Annotated in this window: 15 protein-coding genes; 5 read left to right on the top strand and 10 right to left on the bottom strand. The window is 70.5% G+C overall.

Features of this window, described 5'->3' with window-relative positions; genetic code table 11:
• Nucleotides 1–27: 27 nt before the first annotated feature.
• On the top strand, nt 28–2,043 hold the full coding sequence (locus ACO2Q0_RS16280) for a TonB-dependent receptor (protein WP_423352569.1): 2,016 nt from the start codon (nt 28–30) through the stop codon (nt 2,041–2,043).
• A 77-nt stretch (nt 2,044–2,120) separates the two neighbouring features.
• Here the strand turns inward: ACO2Q0_RS16280 and ACO2Q0_RS16275 are convergent, their stop codons facing one another.
• The 3 genes from ACO2Q0_RS16275 to ACO2Q0_RS16265 all read right to left on the bottom strand — a co-directional run bounded on the left by ACO2Q0_RS16275 (nt 2,121) and on the right by ACO2Q0_RS16265 (nt 4,942).
• Nucleotides 2,121–3,023 carry a DUF4167 domain-containing protein gene (locus ACO2Q0_RS16275; RefSeq protein WP_423352568.1) on the bottom strand — a complete coding sequence of 301 codons (903 nt, stop codon included), beginning with the start codon at nt 3,021–3,023 and terminating at the stop codon, nt 2,121–2,123.
• Between the two features lie 264 nt (nt 3,024–3,287).
• Nucleotides 3,288–4,151, bottom strand: a complete 864-nt coding sequence (gene prmC / locus ACO2Q0_RS16270; protein ID WP_423352567.1) for a peptide chain release factor N(5)-glutamine methyltransferase — start codon at nt 4,149–4,151, stop codon at nt 3,288–3,290.
• Nucleotides 4,142–4,942 (bottom strand): MOSC domain-containing protein, encoded by an 801-nt coding sequence (locus ACO2Q0_RS16265; protein WP_423352566.1) that lies wholly within the window; start codon nt 4,940–4,942, stop codon nt 4,142–4,144. The genes prmC and ACO2Q0_RS16265 overlap by 10 nt, the downstream gene beginning before the upstream one ends.
• 93 nt (nt 4,943–5,035) lie before the next feature.
• Here ACO2Q0_RS16265 and ACO2Q0_RS16260 point away from each other — a divergent pair, with 93 nt between their 5' ends.
• Nucleotides 5,036–6,271 (top strand): YihY/virulence factor BrkB family protein, encoded by a 1,236-nt coding sequence (locus tag ACO2Q0_RS16260; protein ID WP_423352565.1) that lies wholly within the window; start codon nt 5,036–5,038, stop codon nt 6,269–6,271.
• On the opposite strand, the gene prfA is transcribed toward ACO2Q0_RS16260, so the two are convergent.
• Nucleotides 6,268–7,344, bottom strand: coding sequence for a peptide chain release factor 1 (gene prfA, locus ACO2Q0_RS16255; RefSeq protein WP_423352564.1), 1,077 nt, complete (start codon nt 7,342–7,344; stop codon nt 6,268–6,270). The genes ACO2Q0_RS16260 and prfA overlap by 4 nt on opposite strands.
• A 132-nt stretch (nt 7,345–7,476) precedes the next feature.
• On the opposite strand from prfA, the gene ACO2Q0_RS16250 reads away from it, so the two are divergent.
• Nucleotides 7,477–7,776: a hypothetical protein gene (locus ACO2Q0_RS16250; protein WP_423352563.1), complete on the top strand. Its 300-nt coding sequence runs from the start codon at nt 7,477–7,479 to the stop codon at nt 7,774–7,776.
• An 80-nt stretch (nt 7,777–7,856) separates the two neighbouring features.
• Here the strand turns inward: ACO2Q0_RS16250 and ACO2Q0_RS16245 are convergent, their stop codons facing one another.
• Together ACO2Q0_RS16245 and ACO2Q0_RS16240 are read right to left on the bottom strand one after the other, a co-directional pair.
• Entirely contained in the window at nt 7,857–8,150 is a 294-nt protein-coding gene (locus tag ACO2Q0_RS16245) for a hypothetical protein (RefSeq protein ID WP_423352562.1), read from the bottom strand.
• An 84-nt stretch (nt 8,151–8,234) separates the two neighbouring features.
• The gene (locus ACO2Q0_RS16240; RefSeq protein WP_423352561.1) at nt 8,235–8,996 is read right to left on the bottom strand and encodes a Crp/Fnr family transcriptional regulator; all 762 of its coding nucleotides are present in this window, start codon (nt 8,994–8,996) and stop codon (nt 8,235–8,237) included.
• A 127-nt stretch (nt 8,997–9,123) separates the two neighbouring features.
• Here ACO2Q0_RS16240 and ACO2Q0_RS16235 point away from each other — a divergent pair, with 127 nt between their 5' ends.
• Entirely contained in the window at nt 9,124–9,381 is a 258-nt protein-coding gene (locus tag ACO2Q0_RS16235; RefSeq protein WP_423352560.1) for a DUF6894 family protein, read from the top strand.
• Here the strand turns inward: ACO2Q0_RS16235 and ACO2Q0_RS16230 are convergent.
• The 4 genes from ACO2Q0_RS16230 to ptsP all read right to left on the bottom strand — a co-directional run bounded on the left by ACO2Q0_RS16230 (nt 9,368) and on the right by ptsP (nt 14,872).
• Nucleotides 9,368–10,102 (bottom strand): Crp/Fnr family transcriptional regulator, encoded by a 735-nt coding sequence (locus tag ACO2Q0_RS16230; protein WP_423352559.1) that lies wholly within the window; start codon nt 10,100–10,102, stop codon nt 9,368–9,370. The genes ACO2Q0_RS16235 and ACO2Q0_RS16230 overlap by 14 nt on opposite strands.
• Before the next feature lie 128 nt (nt 10,103–10,230).
• Nucleotides 10,231–11,373 carry a flavodoxin-dependent (E)-4-hydroxy-3-methylbut-2-enyl-diphosphate synthase gene (gene ispG / locus ACO2Q0_RS16225; protein WP_423352558.1) on the bottom strand — a complete coding sequence of 381 codons (1,143 nt, stop codon included), beginning with the start codon at nt 11,371–11,373 and terminating at the stop codon, nt 10,231–10,233.
• A 49-nt stretch (nt 11,374–11,422) separates the two neighbouring features.
• Complete coding sequence (locus tag ACO2Q0_RS16220) at nt 11,423–12,490, bottom strand: helix-turn-helix domain-containing protein (RefSeq protein ID WP_423352557.1); 1,068 nt, start codon at nt 12,488–12,490, stop codon at nt 11,423–11,425.
• A gap of 117 nt (nt 12,491–12,607) precedes the next feature.
• Entirely contained in the window at nt 12,608–14,872 is a 2,265-nt protein-coding gene (gene ptsP / locus ACO2Q0_RS16215; RefSeq protein WP_423352556.1) for a phosphoenolpyruvate--protein phosphotransferase, read from the bottom strand.
• A gap of 192 nt (nt 14,873–15,064) precedes the next feature.
• Here ptsP and ACO2Q0_RS16210 point away from each other — a divergent pair, with 192 nt between their 5' ends.
• Nucleotides 15,065–16,474, top strand: coding sequence for an MFS transporter (locus ACO2Q0_RS16210; protein WP_423352555.1), 1,410 nt, complete (start codon nt 15,065–15,067; stop codon nt 16,472–16,474).
• The last annotated feature ends 1 nt before the right edge of the window (nt 16,475 follow it).

Here is a 16,475-nt window from a genome sequence, read left to right as displayed (position 1 = left end):
GCCTCCTCGCAAGTGCCGGATCGACAAATGTCTCGCGTTCTCCTCCTGGCCACCGCCGCCGCGGTCGCCTGCGTCTCGCCCGCCTTCGCCCAGACCAAGGAGGTGCAGGAGGTGGTGGTGACCGCCGCGCCCTATGCGGTGACCCTGGATTCCGCCACCACCAGCGTGGACATCCTGAAGCGCGACGAACTGGACCAGGCGCCCGCCGGCGGCCTCGGCGACGTTCTGGCCGGCGTCGCGGGAGTGCGCTCCAGCGCCTTCGGTCCGGGCGCGAGCCGGCCGGTCATCCGGGGCCTGTCCGGCCCCCGCGTCCTGGTGCTGTCGAACGGCCTGGGCCAGGTGGACGCGAGCGCGCTGTCGCCCGACCACGCCGTCGCCACCGACCCGCAGGAGGCCGAGCGGATCGAGGTGCTGCGCGGCCCCTCGGCCCTGGCCTATGGCGGCTCGGCGATCGGGGGCGTGGTCAACATCATCGACGACCGGATCGCCGATGCGCCGATCCGGGGCGTGCAGGGCCGGGTGCTGGCCTCGGGCTCGACGGTAGATAATGGTTGGCAAGCCTCGGGCGCGCTGCGCGCCGGCGTCGGGAACTTCGTGCTGAGCCTCGACGGCGTGCGCCGCGAGACCAAGGACTACGACGTGCCGACCTCGCCCGAGTCCCGGCGTATGACCGAGTCCGAGGGCGAGGCCTGGGGCGGCCCGGTCGACAGCAAGGTCGAGAACACCTTCAGCGAGCTCACCGCCTACGGCGCCGGCCTGTCCTACGTCGGCGAGCGAGGCTACCTCGGCGTGTCCGTGAAGCGCACCGAGACCGACTACGGCGTCCCTGGCCATGCGCATGAGCACGACCACGAAGGAGGTGAGGAAGACCACGAGGAAGGCGCCGTCTCCATCGATCTGAAGCAGACCCGCTACGACCTGCGCGGCGAGTACAGGATCGACCTCGGCCCCTTCGAGAAGGTCCGCTTCGCCGGCGGCTACGCCGATTACACCCACAAGGAGCTGGAAGGCGCCGAGATCGGCACCCAGTTCTTCTCGGAAGGCTGGGAAGGGCGGCTGGAGTTGATCCAGCCCGACCGCAACGGCTGGCAGGGCGCGGTGGGCGTGCAGGCCCTCAAGCGCGACTTCGAGGCCGTGGGCGACGAGGCCTTCGTGCCGCCCACCAAGACCACCGAGTTGGGGGTCTTCACGCTACAGCGCTTCGATCGGGAGGCCTGGGGCGTCGAGGGCGGCCTGCGCCTCGAGACTCGCGAACTCGACAGCACCGTAGGCAAGCGCGACTTCACCGGTATCTCGGGTTCGCTGGGCGGCTTCATCCGTCCCGCCGACGGCTGGTTCTTCGCCCTTAGCGGCTCGCGCACCGAACGGGCGCCGTCGCAGGAGGAAATGTTCGCCGACGGGCCGCACCCGGCGACGCGGTCCTACGAGCGGGGCGACGCCGGTCTGGATTCGGAAGTCTCGTACTCGGTCGACCTGACGGGCCACTACGGTTCGGGCCGATGGAACGTGGACGCGCACTTGTTCGCCGCCAAGTACGACGGCTTCATCGACCTGCGTCCGACGGGCGAAGAGGACGAGGAGGCCCACCTGCCGATCCATCAGTTCGTGCAGACCGACGCCACCTTCTACGGCGCCGAACTCGAAGGCTCGTACCGTCTGTGGGAGGAGGGCGATCGGAGCTTCCGTCTGGAGGCCACGGCCGACTACGTGCACGGCAAGACCGACCTGGGAGCGCCGGCGCGCATTCCGCCGTGGTCGGCCACGGGCCGCGGCGTGTTCGAGGGCGGCTGGTGGACGGGCCAGATCGAGGTGCGCCGCGTCGGCGAGCAGGATCGCGTCGCCGCGTTCGAGCTGCCGACCGACGGCTACACGATGCTGAACGCGTCGCTGTCGTTCCGTCCGCTGAAGGACCAGAACGTCAAGGTCTTCGTCGAGGGGCGGAACCTGACCGACGTCGAGGCGCGCGAGCACGCCTCGTTCCTCAAGGACATCGCTCCCCTGCCGGGACGCAATCTGCGGGTCGGCGTCGGTTACCGCTTCTAGCGCCGGGCGCTCCGCCAAAGAGAAAGGGCCGGCGAGATGCTCGCCGGCCCTTTTCGTGTTCGGTGTCGAAGACGCGTCTAGGCTTCTTCGGTCTCGCCGCCGGGCGCCTCGCCGGCTTCGAAGCTGCGCGGTCGACGGCGACGGCGCGCCGGCTTCTCGCCTTCGGCCGTTTCGGCCTTGGGCTCGGCGCGGGCCTGCAGGAAGGCCGGGGCATGGCTCTCGCCGCCCTCGGCGTCGCGCAGCACAGCGCCGCGCTCCTCGCGGGGCTCGGGACGCGCATCGCCTTGCGGTTCGATCACCGTCAGCGGATCCCGCTCGGGACGGTCGCCACGGTCACGGTTGGGCTCGCGTTCGCGGCGTTCGCCGTCACGACGCTCCTCGCCCTCGCCGCGGGGACGGTCGTCGCGGTCGCGGCGGTCGCGCCAGCGGTCGCGGCGGCCCTGGCGGCCTTCGCCGTCGCGGCGTTCCCCGTCCCGGTTACGGTCGTCGCGACGCTCGCCGTCCCGGTCGCGGTCACGGCCCTGCCATTCGCCGCGATCGCGGTTGCCGTCGCGGTCCCGATCCCGGTCCCGGTTGCGGCCCTCGCCATCGCGATTCTCGCCGCGGCTTTCGCCCTGGGTGTCGTTCTCGTCGGCGGCCTCGGCCTGGGCCTGGACGCCTTCGTCCTCGAAATCGATATCGTAGCCCGAGGCGAACTGGTCACGGCCGAGGATCTCGGCGGCCGGGCGCTGGGGCTGGATCGCGCGCAGCAGGCGGAAGTAGTGCTCGGCGTGCTGCAGGTAGTTCTCGGCCAGAACGCGGTCGCCGGCCGACGTCGCGTCCCGGGCGAGCTGCTGGTACTTCTCGAAGACGTGCTGGGCGTTGCCCCGCACCTTCACGCCATCAGGGCCGTTCGAGTCGAACGCGCGGTTGGCGTTGTGCTGCTGCGGCTTCCCGCCGCCGCCCCCGCCGCCGCGATTGCGTCCGCGCTGACGCTTCATACCCTTGAAATCTCTCATATTCGAAACCGTTCGGCTCTTCCCTGAGCGCCCTATCGGCGGCCTTGGCCTTCGGAAACGGGCGTCCGCCCGGTTCGAGTGTCGATGACGCTTGTTTTTCCCCGTCTTCCGCCCGGAAGCTTGTCAGCGAGAGCTGTCTTGCGAAGCGTCGCGCCTGCCGGGGCTGGCGGGCGTCCCGGTAGGGACGCGTCTGCCTTTACACCGGCGATTTGGGTGGAGACATGCAAGGATGTAGCGACTCAAGCCCTAGTTTCCAAGGGGTTTCTTCGCACCTGCGACGACCCGGTCCCGATCGGCCAGGTCGCGGATGGTGCGGACGTCCTCGGCGCCGGCGGCGCGGAACAGCGCCTCGACGGCCTCCTTCTGGTCGTAGCCGATCTCCACGGCGAAGCGTCCGCCGGGCTTCAGCACCCGCATGATCTCGGGCGCGAGGATCCGATAGGCGTCCAAGCCGTCGGCCCCGCCTTCCAGCGCCAGCCGAGGCTCGAAGTCCTTCACCTCGGGCTCGAGGGTCTCCAGCACGTCCGAGGCGATGTAGGGCGGATTGGAGACCACGAGGTCGAATCCGGCATCGCCCAGGCCGGCGGTCCAGTCGCCGCGCAGAAGGGCGGTGCGGCCGGCGAGACCCAGCGCGGCCGCGTTGTCGCGGGCCACCGCGAGCGCCTCTTCCGAGGCGTCGATGCCAAGCCCCTTGGCGGCTGGCCGCTCGGCCAGCAGGGCCAGCAGGATGGCGCCGGAGCCGACGCCCAGGTCCAGGATCGACCACGGCGCGTGTTCGGGAAATTCGCGTAGCGCGACCTCGACCACCGTCTCGGTGTCCGGGCGGGGCGTCAGCACGTCGGGCGTGACGCGCAGCATGATCTTCCAGAAGCCCTTGCGCCCCAGGATGTGGCTGACCGGCTCGCGCCGTTCGCGGCGCGAGAGGTAGTCGTCGAGCGTGGCCTCCTGCTCGGGCGTCAGCGCGCGGTACGGGTCGGTGACGATGTCGGTGCGCGTGGCGTCGGCGGCGGCCTCCACCAGCAGGCGCGCATCGATCACGGGGCCGGCGAGGCCGGCGGCCTCCAGGCGCTTCTTGGCCTGGCCCCAGGCCTGGACGAGGGTCAGGCCCATGCCGGCTCCTTCGCGGGCTCCTCGCGGGTCGGCGCCGTCGCCGCGTCGCCCACCGAGACGCGCCCGCCGGAGGTCACGTGGACGTAGATTCCGCAGTGCATGTGCCCATAGTTGTCGAACAGGGCCTTCACGACGTCGAGGTCCCGCGCGGCGGTCGTCGGATCGACGTGCGTCGCGGCGCAGCGGACGATCGGCTTGAACACCGAGGCCCGGGCGAAGCCGGTCATCAGCGCCTGGCCGGTCCAGTCGTTCTCCACCCAGGCGGGCCAGCCCTCGACATAGAGGTTGGCGCGGAAGCGCAGGGGATCGATGTCGACGCCCATCTTCTGCGAGAGGTCGCGCACGCTGGCCAGGTTGACGATGGAGACCTCGCCTTTCGGATGGTCGGTGAAGCGGAAGTCGCCAGCGGCCTCGACGACGTTCAGCGGGCCGCGGATCTCGTCGGCGCCCAGCAGGTCCGTGAGCCAGGCCGCGAAGGCGGCGCGGCCGGCGTCGGTCTTGAGCGATCCGGAGAAGGCCGGCGCGCCCGCGGCCTCAGCGTGGAGCAGGCCCGAGGCGTCGTCGTAGCGGGTGCGGGCGGCTGCGACCCTGGCCATGTTCATCAGCACCGTGAACTTGGTCTTCGGCAGGAAGGCCGGAGCGGCCGGGTCGTAGCCCGACGGGCCGTTCTCCACGGCGAAGATGCGGTCGCACGGCACGCCCACGCCGGGGGCGAGGTCGACGTGCTCCAGGCGCTCGGGCGTGAAGCCCTTCACAGGATGGCGGTAGATCGCCGCGACATGGCCGGTCATGCGGCCGCTTGTGGCCAGAAGCCCGCCGGCTGGCAAGGCGGAACGGCGTCGCGCCCCCGGTGTTCAGGCTTGGCTTGAGGGAGAACGGCCGGAGTGGCGTTTCAGGAGGCGAAGCCGGGGAAGATCGCTCGGACGGCCGTGGCGCTGGCGCCCTGGGCCGTGACCGCCGCCGTGGCGGCCGCCTGGCTCTCCACCCAGCCGCGCAAGCTTCCGCCGCCGCCTCCGCCGCCAGAGGCGCCGCCGCCTCCGCCCGGCCTGAGCGAGGCCCTTGTCGCCACGCCCGAGCGGTTCGAGGCGCTGGAGCCGGGCCGGGGCCGTAGCGCGCCCGCGCCCCATGGAATCCCCTGGCGCGGCTGGAAGGACGTGCTCTGGCGGACCTATCGCGAGTTCAATGTCGACAACCTGATGTCGGTGGCCGGCGGCATAACCTTCTTCACCCTGCTGGCGATCTTCCCGGCGCTGGGCGTCTTCGTCTCGCTCTACGGCCTGATCGCCGACGTCGCCGCGGTCGAGAAGCAGATGTCGCAGCTCGCCGTCGTCTTCCCGCCCGAGGCCGTGCGGCTGGTGGGCGAGCAGATGATGCGGCTGGCCACCGAGCGGGGCTTCAACCTCTCGGCCGCCTTCCTCGTCAGCTTCGTGTTCTCGACCTGGACGGCCAATGCGGGGATGAAGGCGCTCTTCCAGGGCCTGAACATCGCCTACGACGAGGTGGAAAAGCGCAACTTCTTCTACCGGACGGCGCTCACCTACGCCTTCACCTTCGCCTTCCTGACCTTCCTCACCGCTGTCACGGCGATCATGGTGGCCCTGCCCATCGTCGCGCGGGCCGCAAGGCTGCCGGACTGGGTGCTGGGCGTCCGTTGGCTGCTGCTCTACGCGGTGGTCGCTGCGTCCTTCGCCTTCGCCTATCGCTATGGGCCGTGCCGCAAGCGCGCGCGATGGACATGGATCTATCCCGGCGCCCTCGCCGCGGCTTTGGTCTGGATGGCCGGCTCCGCGGGCTTCTCCTGGTACGTCAACAACGTGGCCCACGTGCAGGTCACCTACGGCTCCCTGGGGGCCGCCATCGGCTTCATGCTGTGGGTCTGGTTTTCGGTGATCATCGTGCTGACCGGCGCCGAGCTGAATGCTGAGATCGAACACCAGACGGCGATCGACTCCACCGTCGGCCCGCCCAAGCCGATGGGGGAGCGCGGCGCCGCCATGGCCGACACCGTGGGCCTCCCGTTCATCGGCGTGCGCAAGGGCGCCAGCCTGCTGTGGGGCGTGTCGCGGCGGCAGGTGGGCAACCTTGTGCGGCGCGGGCGCAAGCCGCCGCGGCAGGGCTAGGCCAGCTCGTCCTCGAGGGCCGCCAGGCGCGCGGCCTGGTCCTCGGCGATCAAGGGATCGATCACGTCGTCCAGCGCCTCGCCCTCCATGATCTTGGGCAGGTTGTAGAGCGTCAGGTTGATGCGGTGGTCGGTCACCCGCCCTTGAGGGAAGTTGTAGGTGCGGATGCGCTCCGAGCGATCGCCCGAGCCCACCTGGCTCTTGCGGCTTTCCGAGCGGGCCGAGTCCAGCGCCTCGCGCTGCATGTCGTACAGCTTGACCTTCAGCGCCTTCATGGCGCGGGCGCGGTTCTGGTGCTGCGACTTCTCGGAGCTGGTCACAACCACGCCGGTGGGCAGGTGGGTGATGCGCACCGCGGAGTCGGTCTTGTTGACGTGCTGGCCGCCCGCGCCTGACGACCGATAGGTGTCGATGCGCAGGTCCTGGTCGCGGATCTCGATCTCCACGTCCTCGGGTTCGGGCAACACGGCCACGGTCGCGGCCGAGGTGTGGATGCGGCCCTGGGCCTCCGTGGCGGGCACGCGCTGCACCCGATGGACGCCGCTCTCGAACTTCAGGCGGCCGAACACGCCCTCGCCGGTGATCGAGGCGATGATCTCCTTGTAGCCGCCGGCGTCGCCCTCGGAGATCGAGTCGATCTCCACCCGCCAGCCGCGGCTCTGGGCGTAGCGCTGGTACATGCGGAAGAGGTCGCCGGCGAACAGCGCCGCCTCGTCGCCGCCGGTGCCGGCGCGGACTTCGAGGATGGCCGAGGCGTTCTCGTCCTTGTCCTTGGGCGCCAGCAGCAGGGCCACCTCGTGCTCCAGCTGGGGCAGGCGCTCCTTCAGGGCCGCCAGCTCGTCGCGGGCCAGCGCGGCCATCTCGGCGTCGCCGCTGTCGGCCATCTCCTGCAGTTCCGGCGCCTCCGCCCGGGCGCGCTCCAGCGCCTGGACGGCGTCGGCGACCGGCTTCAGCTCGGCGTGCTCCTTCGACAGCCGGACGATCTCGGCGCCGTCGGTGGCCGCGCCCATGCGCGCCTCGATCTCGCGGAAGCGGTCGAGCACCTGGTCGAGCCTGGCCTGGGGGAGTCGCAAAGGTCTGGGGTCCCAAATCCGAAGGGCCGCCTCTGTAGCGGAGCCGCGCCGCAAAGCCAAACTGAGCCATGGGGACGGAACGCCGTTCGTCCCTGGCCGTTTGGGCGGCGTGACCTTGAGGAGACTCTGAAAATGGCAACCGAACGAGTCACCGAGCGCAGCGATGGCCTGACCAACGAGCGCGTGGTGGAGCGCGACGGCGGCGGCACGACCTATGTCGAACGCGGCGGCTCGGGCATGGGCGGCGTGATCATCGGCATCGCCGTGCTTGCGCTCGTGGCGATCGTCGCCTTCTTCCTGCTGCAGTCCAGCCGCAACGACGCAATGCGCACCGACGCGGTCGCGGGCGCAGCCTCGAGCGTGGCCGACAGCGCCAGCAGCGCGGCGGACAGCGTGGGCGATGCGGCCCGCAGCGTGACGCCGAACCCCTAAGCTTCCCGCCCGCCACGGGCGGAAAAGAAAAAGCCCCGGCCGCGAGGCCGGGGCTTTCGCACGTCTGAGGCTTGCGTGGCCTAGGCGCGGACGCCCGAGAGCGGCGCGTTGCCGAAGGCGCCCAGCTTCACGTTGCCGGTCATCTTGTCGCCGTCCACCGTGGCGGTGAAGTCGAGCTGCATCGGCATCGGGCTGGTGATGTTGGCGCTCCAGGTCAGGGTGTTCCCGTCGACCTTGCCGGTGATTTCCTGCGAGCCCATCCGGCCTTCGGTCTTGCCGGTGAAGGTGTCGCCGTTGGTGGTGATCGTGGCGTCCACCTCCTGGGCGCCCATCGGCGTGTTGATCGTGATCTTCCAGTTGCCGTCCGCGGACATGTGTCCCTCCCAAGGAAGTGGCCAAAGAAAACTCGGCCGCCACCTAAGCCCGTCAGACGGCCGGCGGCAAGAGTGACGCAGGCGTCAACTTCCGCACGTCTCCGCTCGCGCAGGATGCCGGACGCCTGCGCGCGGCGCGTACAGGCACGCGGCGGCGAGCTTCTGGGGATCGGGAAGCGCCACCTGACCTGGCCGGTAGTTGACGAGGCCATCCTTGCGGAGCTGTTGCAGGGTGCGGTTCACGTGGACGATGCTGAGACCCAGCACATCGGCCAGCGCCTCCTGCGTCAGCGGCAGGTGGAACACGCCGTCGCCGGCCAGGCCGACGCGCATCAGGCGCTCGTGCAGCTCGAGGAGCAGGTGGCCCATCCGTTCGTAGGCGGTCAGGCGGCCCAGCCGCACGATGTGGTCGGCCATGCGCCCCTCTTCCTCGGCCTGGGCGGCGGCCCAGGCCTGGCGCCACGGGTCGAAACGGCCGGACGGGTCCTTTCGCGCGGTCGCCAACGCCGAGGCGTCCACCGTCTGCGCGGAGGTCAGAGCGATTACGTCGCAGGGTTGTGGCGACCACTCGTCGCCGAGAAGGTCGCCCGGGATGCGTAGGGCGGTGATCTGCCGGCGTCCGTCGCTCATCGTCCGCACCTCGGCGATGAAGCCCGACGCTACGAGGCGCAGGCCGGGTCTGTGCCCGTCGGCGCTCGAGAGCTCGGCGCCGGCCGGGTGGGATTGCGCGTCGGTGGTCGCCTCGCCGAACCGGGCGACGTCGTCCGGCCTTAGCCGGCGCGGCACACAGAACCGGCGCAGTAGAAGATCGAGCGGGGTGGCCCCCGGCCGCAATGCGTTGATCATCGAACCTCCCGTCCGGAAGGTGATAGCCGATGGACCGGAGGCGGGTTTATCTCATGGGTTAAGTTGCGCGAAATTGGACAACCACAGGATGTTCCTGGCGAATTAGCGCACGGGAACCGTCTCTGCTGTGGCGGCTTCCCTCCCGATGGAGACCTTCTACTTCCACTCCTCGGGCGCACTTCCTCACCGTGACGACGAGGGCGTGGAACTGCCGAACCGCGGCGCCGCCGAGGTCGAGGCCTTGCGGGTCGTGGGCGAGCTGTTGAAGGACGGCCAGGGTTGGCTATGGGGCCCGGAGCCGCTCGTGCTTCAGGTCACCGACGCCGATGCCGAGGAAATCCTGCGCGTGGAAGTTTCAGCGCGCAGGACGGCTAGGCGGCCCTGAGGTGCAGATAGCCGTCGTTGAATCCGCAGAGCTCCGCGAGGCCGAGGCGGTCGCGCACTTCGATCGCTGACCGTCCCGGGCCGAGAAGACGCCGCTCGCGCAACTCCTTCAGCACGCGGTTCACGTGCACGGGCGAAAGACCGAGCGCATCGGCCAACTGGATCTGCTTCAAGGGCAGGGCCGCCGCCTGGTTCGGCAGGTCGACCGAGCGGAAGCGCGCGACGGTTTCGCTGACGAGGTGGGCCAGCCTCACAATCGCCTCGCGACGTCCGAGCCCGAACAGCCACTCCCGATAGATCGCCGCGTCGACCAGCGTCTCGCGCCACAGGGCGGCCGCTACCGCGGGCCGGGCGGACATCAAGTCGACCAGGTGATTGTGCGCGATCGAAGCGACGCGGCTTGGCCGCAGCGTGGCCAACCCGTGATCCATCGCGACGGTATGGAGGCTCTGGACGTCGGGCATGTCGCTGGGAACGTGCAGCGAAAGGATCTGTCGGCGGCCGTCGTCGGCGAGCTTGTAGCGACAGGCGAAGCCCTCCAGCAACAGCGTGCAGTGGGCGGGCCGCTCTCCCTGGCGGATCAGGTCGGCGTCGGCGCCCACGTCCCGGACCGTGACGGGAAGGGCGACAAGCGCTGCAAGGTCATCTTCAGAGAGTGCTGTGGTCGTCGCGAGCTTGCTGAGCAGGCGCGCGTGGCCTGGATGGCGGCCGAGAGTAGGCATGGTTCGTGTCCCGGTTCAGGGCGGGAGGCACGAAGTCTCTCAGCGCGGTAGCCCGAAAATTCCCGCGATGGTGGAACTATCGCACGCGCCGCACGGCCGAGCCGAAAACATATGTTAATTCGCCGTCGCTATTCCGCAGCTTGCAGAGCAGCGGCCTTGGCGGCCTCGATCTGGCCCGCCCGCGCTTCGACCAGCTCCACGATGTGATCGACCATGCGGTCGTTGTCCATCTTGTGGTCGGGCCTGCCTGCCAGATACACCATGCCCGAGCCCTTGCCGCCGCCGGTGAACCCGACGTCGGTCATCAGCGCCTCGCCTGGGCCGTTCACCACGCACCCGATGATGGACAGGCTCATGGAGGTGGAGATGTGCGCCAGCCGCTGCTCCAGCTTCTCCACCGTCTCGATGACGTTGAACCCCTGACGCGCGCAGGACGGGCAGGCGATGATGTTCACGCCCCGGTGGCGCAGGCCCAGCGACTTCAGGATGTCGAAGCCGACCTTGATCTCCTCGACGGGGTCGGCGGCGAGGCTGACGCGGATGGTGTCGCCGATCCCTGCCCACAGCAGCGAGCCGATGCCGATGGCGCTCTTCACCGTTCCCGTCCGAAGGGCGCCGGCTTCCGTCACGCCCAGGTGCAGCGGACAGTCGATGGCCTCGGCCAGCTGCTGGTAGGCGGCCACCGTCATGAACGGGTCCGAGGCCTTCACGCTGATCTTGAACTCGTGGAAGTCGTGGTCCTGCAGGATGCGCGCGTGGTTCAGGGCGCTCTCGACCATGGCTTCGGGGCAGGGCTCGCCGTAACGCTCCAGAAGGTCCCGCTCCAGCGAGCCGGCGTTGACGCCGATCCGCATCGAGCAGCCGTGGTCGCGGGCCGCCTGGATCACCTCGCGCACCCGGTCGGGCGAGCCGATGTTGCCGGGATTGATCCGCAGGCAGGCGGCGCCGGCTTCGGCCGCCTCGATGCCGCGGCGATAGTGAAAGTGGATATCGGCCACCAGCGGGACCTTGGCGGCCTTGGCGATCGTCCGGAACGCTGCGGTGGACTCCTCGTCCGGACAGGAGACGCGGACGATGTCGGCGCCGGCCTCTTCGAGCTGGCGGATCTGGCCGATGGTGGCGCCGGCGTCGGCGGTGACCGTGTTGGTCATCGACTGCACGGTGATCGGCGCATCGCCACCTACCTCGACCGAGCCCACGCGGATCTTGCGCGAGGGGCGGCGGTGGATCGCCCGCCAGGGCCGGTGATGGTTGGGGTCTTGCGCGCTCATGGCCGCCGGAAAATAGGGGTTTCGGGCCGCGAGCGAAAGCGCGGGCCGCTCAGCCGGCGGGCGGACGCGGCGCCGCAGGCTGGATCGGGGTCGGCGCGGGCGTCGGCGCGATCGGCCGCGGGGCGACCACCACCGGCGCCGACGGCGCGGCGGCCGCCAGCTTGGAGGCCAGCACCTGACGAGCCGGCAGGACTCCCTTCGACTGGCCGTTCACGAACACCTGGAAGTCGTAGGGCACCGAGACGTCGATCGTCAGGCCCGCGATGTTCGGCACCTTGTACGCCTCGCCGGGCGCAAGCTGGCGGGCGAAATAGACCGAGCCGTCGCCGCCCCGCAGGATCAGGCTGGCGCCCTTCAGCGCCTGGATCGTCACGCTGGAGCCCAGGGCGGGATTGCCGCTGTCGTAGACCTTGCCCTTCGGGCGGAAGGTCGGCGGCAGGGCGGCGAGGTCCACCGGCAGTTCGGTCGGCAGCTCGTTGATGTTGGACGGTGGGGCCAGGTTGCCCTTGCCGTCGGCGCCGGCCTCGGCCAGCCCGGGGGTCTCGTACGGCGGCGGGGTGGTGGATTCCACCGGCGCCGGCAGCGGATCGCCCAGCACGACCGGCCCGGTCTTCTCCTGCGCCAGCAGTTTCCGGGCGACATCCTCCGAGGCTTTCGGGGGCGGCGGAGCGCTGGCGTTCATCGCCCGCTGGGCGACGTTCCACAGCACGATCGCGGCGATGATGATGATGGCGCCGGCGATGAACGCGGCGATGCGCGGATCGCGTTCGTCGGGCACGCCGATCGGCGCGCGCAGCGGCTCGTCCAGCACCGGCTCGTCGGTCTTGAAGCGCTCGACCGCGGCTTCGGGGTCGAGGCCCAGCGCCAGGGCGTAGGCGCGAATGTAGCCGATGGTAAAGGGCCGCGACGGCAGGGCGTCGAGGCGCATGTCCTCCAGGGCGTCGAGATAGGAGCGGCGGACCCGGGTCTTCTCGGCGAGCTCGTCGAGCGTCAGGCCGCGGTCCTGGCGCAGGGCGCGCAGGGCGGCGCCGATCGAGGCGTGCGCGTGCAGCGGGTCTCCGCCGCCGCTCGGCCCGGCCTCGGCAAACTCGGGGAATCCTGCCGTGTCGAGCGGCATGGCGGCTCCGGGGTCCGGCTTGCGCCGTCTTCTGAAGGGGATGACTCGAGAGGAGCGTGGCACGCCAGCCGGATACCGCCAATGCGTTGTTCGGTCACGTCGAAGCGACGGTTTCGCCTAGACGGCCAGATACAGTTTACGCGCCAAGGTTTCGATCTCGTTGCGGACCGAGCCGGCGCCGGATTTGAGCAGGGCCGAGACGCCGCGGCGGGCGGCCTCGCGGTCGCACGACAGCACCATCTGTTTCACCGGGCCGATGCCGGCGGGCGACATGGACAGCCGCTCGAAGCCGAGGGCCACCAGGGTGAACGCCTCCAGCGGGCGCCCGGCCAGTTCGCCGCAAATGCTGACGGGGGTGCCGGTTTCGGCGCAGGCGCGCTGGATCGCCTCCAGGGCCCGCAGCGCCGGCGGCGAGAGCATGTCGTAGCGGTCGGCCACACGCGGGTTCCCGCGATCGGCGGCGAACAGATACTGCATCAGGTCGTTCGTCCCGACGCTGACGAAGTCGGTCATCGGCAGCAGGGCGTCGAGGTGCCAGATCAGCGACGGCGCCTCGATCATCGCCCCCACGTCCAGGCGGGACGGCGCCGGGCGGCCGCGGCGCAGCGCCCAGGCGACCTCGGTGTCGACCAGCGCGCGCGCCGCGCGGAACTCGTCGCAGCTCGCCACCAGCGGGAACATGATGCGCAAGGGCCGCCCGCGCGCGGCGGCGATCAGAGCCCGGAGCTGCATGCGCAGCAGGGCAGGGCGGTCGAGGCCCATGCGGATCGCGCGCCAGCCCAGAGCCGGGTTGTCCTCGCGCTCGGCCTCCAGGTACGGCAGCACCTTGTCGCCGCCGAGGTCCAGGGTTCGGAACGTGACCGGACGGTCTCCGGCGGCGTCCATCACGCGGTCGTAGAGTTGGGTCTGGGCCGTGAGCCTCGGCATCTCTTCCGAGACCATGAACTGGAATTCGGTGCGGAACAGGCCGATGCCCTCGGCGCCGGCCTCGTCCATGGCTTCCAGATCGACGTCCAGGCCGGCGTTCATCAGCAGGGTGATCTTCACCCCGTCCCGGGTGAAGGCCGGCGTATCCCGCAGCTTGGCGAATTCCGCCTTCCGCAGGCGCCGCACGTCGATCCGGGTCTGGATGGCCTTCACCACGTCCGGCCGCGGTCGCAGGTAGGCCTCGCCGCTTTCCGCGTCGACGACGACGCTGTCGCCTTCCGACACCCGGTCGCGGAGGCCGGGAAGACGGCCGACGCAGGGAATGTCCAGCGCGCGGGCGACGATGGCGGCGTGGCTGGCGGAGGAGCCTTCCTCCAGCAGCAGGCCCCGCAGCTTAGTGCGGTCGTATTCCAGGAGGTCGGCGGGCCCGAGGTTCCGCGCGATCAGGATGGCGTTCTCGGGCAGCTCCCTGGCCACGTGGCCGTCGCCGGCTAGGTGGCGCAGCAGCCGGTCGTTCAGGTCCTCCAGGTCGTGCAGCCGCTCGCGCAGGTAGGGGTCGCGGGCCTGACCGAGGCGGGCGCGGTGCTCTGAGCGGACGCGCTCGACCGCGGCCTCGGCGGTGAGGCCGTTCTTCACCGCGTCCTCGAGGCTGCGGTTCCAGCCCCGGTCATGGGCGAACATGCGATAGGTCTCGAGCACCTCGTACGAGGCGTCGACCAGGCCGTGCTGGCCCTCCAGCATCTGGTCGATCTGCTGCTTGAGGGCGGCGAGGGCGGCGGCCAGCCGCTGCTCCTCGGCGGCCACGTCGTCGGACAGGAGCTGGGAGGGCGCGACCGGGGGTTCGTGCAGCACCGCGACGCCATAGGCGAGGCCGTCGGCGAACTTCGAGCCCTTCAGGCGGTCCGGGCGGCGGGGCGCGAGCTCCACGCCCTTCATCTCTTCGATGGTGATCAGCTCGCCCGAGCTGACCATCTCGGCCAGGACCATGGCGATGATCTGCAGGTCCTCGACCTCGTCCTCGGTATAGACGCGGGCGGTGCGGTTCTGGACGACGAGCACGCCGATCGCCCGGCCGCCGCGCAGCAGCGGCACGCCCAGGAAGGCGTGGTAGGGGTCTTCGCCGGTTTCCGGGCGGTAGGAGAACGCCGGGTGCTCGGGCGCGTCGGCCAGGTTCAGCGGCCGGCCCAGGCGCATGATCTCGCCGACCAGGCCTTCGCCCGGCTTCATCCGGGTGACGTGAACGGCGCCCGGGTCGAGGCCCTCGGTGGCGAACAGCTCCATCTCGCCGTTGGCGCGGCGCAGATAGATCGAGCAGACCTCGGCCACCATCGACAGCGCGATGATGCGAACGACCATGTCGAGGCGCGCCTGGGCGGGACCGCCGCCCGCCAGCGCTTCGCGGATCTGCCTCAGCAGACTGCGTTGTCCTCGTATGGCCACGTTCGGCGCCGGCATCTGCGCTGACCCGTCCTCCCGTTCCTCAGGCGGCTGACTACCAGCTTTATCTTTCCGTTCCGAGACGGGAAGAGCCGTTTGCGACGAACCGCGCGCGCTGACGCCTAGATAGGCGCCCGATCGGGAAAGCGTAGCCGCCGGCGCCGACAAAGCCTATGTCAGGCGCCCCGTTTTCCGCAGCGCGAGAATCGAGTGGCCGCCGCCCAACAGCCAGAGCAGGGCCCGACGGGCTGGATCGATCTCCTGGCCGGCGGCCGCCTGCCGCAGTTCGCCCTGATCTGCCTGGGCGTGTGGCTGAACGCCGCCGACGCCCTGGTGACGGCCACCATCATGCCCAGCGTCGGCGCCGATCTCGGCGGCTACGCCTACTTCTCTTGGGCCACCGCCGGCTTCCTGGTGGGCGCGATCCTCGCGGGCGCCAGCGCCGGGCGGCTCTCCGAGCTGTTCGGCCTTCGCAGCGCCACGGCGCTCGCGGGCCTCGTCATGCTCGGCGGCTGCGTGCTGAGCGCGGCGGCCCCCAACGTCGAACTGTTCCTGGCCGGGCGGCTGGTCCAGGGGCTCGGCTCGGGCTGGATCTCGGGCTTCGCCATGGTCGCCATCGCGCTGCTGTTCCCGGAGCGGCATCTGGCGCGCGTGTTCGCCAGCGTCACCTTCATCTGGGGTGTCGCCACCCTGCTGGGCCCGCTGTTCGGGGGCCTGGTCGTGGAGCAGGGGCACTGGCGCGACGTCTTCTGGCTGTTTGCGGCCCAGTCGGCGGTGTTCAGCCTCGCCGCGCTTGTCCTGCTGAAGAAGTCGGGCGGCGGCGCGGGCGGGCCGGGCGTCCCGTGGAGCCAGCTGGGCGTGCTGGGCGTCGGCGTCGCCGCCATCGCGGTGGCGGACGTGATCCACATCCCCATGCTGTCGATCGGCCTCGTGGTGGCGGGCCTGGGCATCCTGGCGCTGGTCGTGGTGATCGACCACCGGGCCAGGGTGCGCCTGCTGCCGCACCGGGCGGGCGACCTCACCACCGTCTGCGGCTCGGGCTATTTCGCCATGTTCGCCCTGACGGCGGCGTCGATGGGGTACGCCATCTATGGCCCGCCCATCCTGCAGCAGCTCAGGGGGTTCAGCCCGCTCTGGGCCGGCTACGCCATCGGCGCGGAGTCGCTGGCCTGGACGCTGTCGGCCCTGGCGGTGGCCGGCGCGACAGGTGTCTGGGACGCGCGGTGGGTGCGCTTCGGAGCCGTACTGCTGGTGGCGAGCCTGGTCGTCCTGCCGCTGACCCTCGCCGACGGACCGCTGACGCTCGCCATACTCGGCGGGGCGCTGATGGGCGCGGCGTTCGGCTTCTCCTGGGCTTTCATGAGCCGGCGCGTGCTGGCGGCGCTGTCGGAGGAGGACAAGGCCATCGGCTCGTCGGCCATCATGGCGGTGCGCCAGGCCGGCGCGGCGGCGGGCGCGACCATCTCGGGCGTGGCGGCAAACCTCACCGGATTCTCGGGCGGGCTCACGGACGCCAGCGCCCGGGCGGCGTCGGTCTGGGTGTTCGTCGCCGTGATCCCGCTGGCGCTGGCCGGCGCCTGGGCGGCCTTCCGGCTGACAGGCGGGGCGGAGAAGGCCTGAG

The organism is Phenylobacterium sp. VNQ135 (assembly GCF_049445735.1).
Taxonomy (GTDB): Bacteria; Pseudomonadota; Alphaproteobacteria; order Caulobacterales; family Caulobacteraceae; genus Phenylobacterium.
This window is presented reverse-complemented; position numbering and strand designations above follow the sequence as displayed.

Excerpts from the sequence above, each read along its gene's own strand:
- ACO2Q0_RS16280 (WP_423352569.1), top strand. The coding sequence starts at position 28 with ATGTCTCGCGTTCTCCTCCTGGCCACCGCCGCCGCGGTCGCCTGCGTC.
- ACO2Q0_RS16275 (WP_423352568.1), bottom strand. The coding sequence starts at position 3,023 with ATGAAGCGTCAGCGCGGACGCAATCGCGGCGGCGGGGGCGGCGGCGGG.
- prmC (WP_423352567.1), bottom strand. The coding sequence starts at position 4,151 with ATGGGCCTGACCCTCGTCCAGGCCTGGGGCCAGGCCAAGAAGCGCCTG.
- ACO2Q0_RS16265 (WP_423352566.1), bottom strand. The coding sequence starts at position 4,942 with ATGACCGGCCATGTCGCGGCGATCTACCGCCATCCTGTGAAGGGCTTC.
- ACO2Q0_RS16250 (WP_423352563.1), top strand. The coding sequence starts at position 7,477 with ATGGCAACCGAACGAGTCACCGAGCGCAGCGATGGCCTGACCAACGAG.
- ACO2Q0_RS16245 (WP_423352562.1), bottom strand. The coding sequence starts at position 8,150 with ATGTCCGCGGACGGCAACTGGAAGATCACGATCAACACGCCGATGGGC.
- ACO2Q0_RS16240 (WP_423352561.1), bottom strand. The coding sequence starts at position 8,996 with ATGATCAACGCATTGCGGCCGGGGGCCACCCCGCTCGATCTTCTACTG.
- ACO2Q0_RS16230 (WP_423352559.1), bottom strand. The coding sequence starts at position 10,102 with ATGCCTACTCTCGGCCGCCATCCAGGCCACGCGCGCCTGCTCAGCAAG.
- ispG (WP_423352558.1), bottom strand. The coding sequence starts at position 11,373 with ATGAGCGCGCAAGACCCCAACCATCACCGGCCCTGGCGGGCGATCCAC.
- ACO2Q0_RS16220 (WP_423352557.1), bottom strand. The coding sequence starts at position 12,490 with ATGCCGCTCGACACGGCAGGATTCCCCGAGTTTGCCGAGGCCGGGCCG.
- ptsP (WP_423352556.1), bottom strand. The coding sequence starts at position 14,872 with ATGCCGGCGCCGAACGTGGCCATACGAGGACAACGCAGTCTGCTGAGG.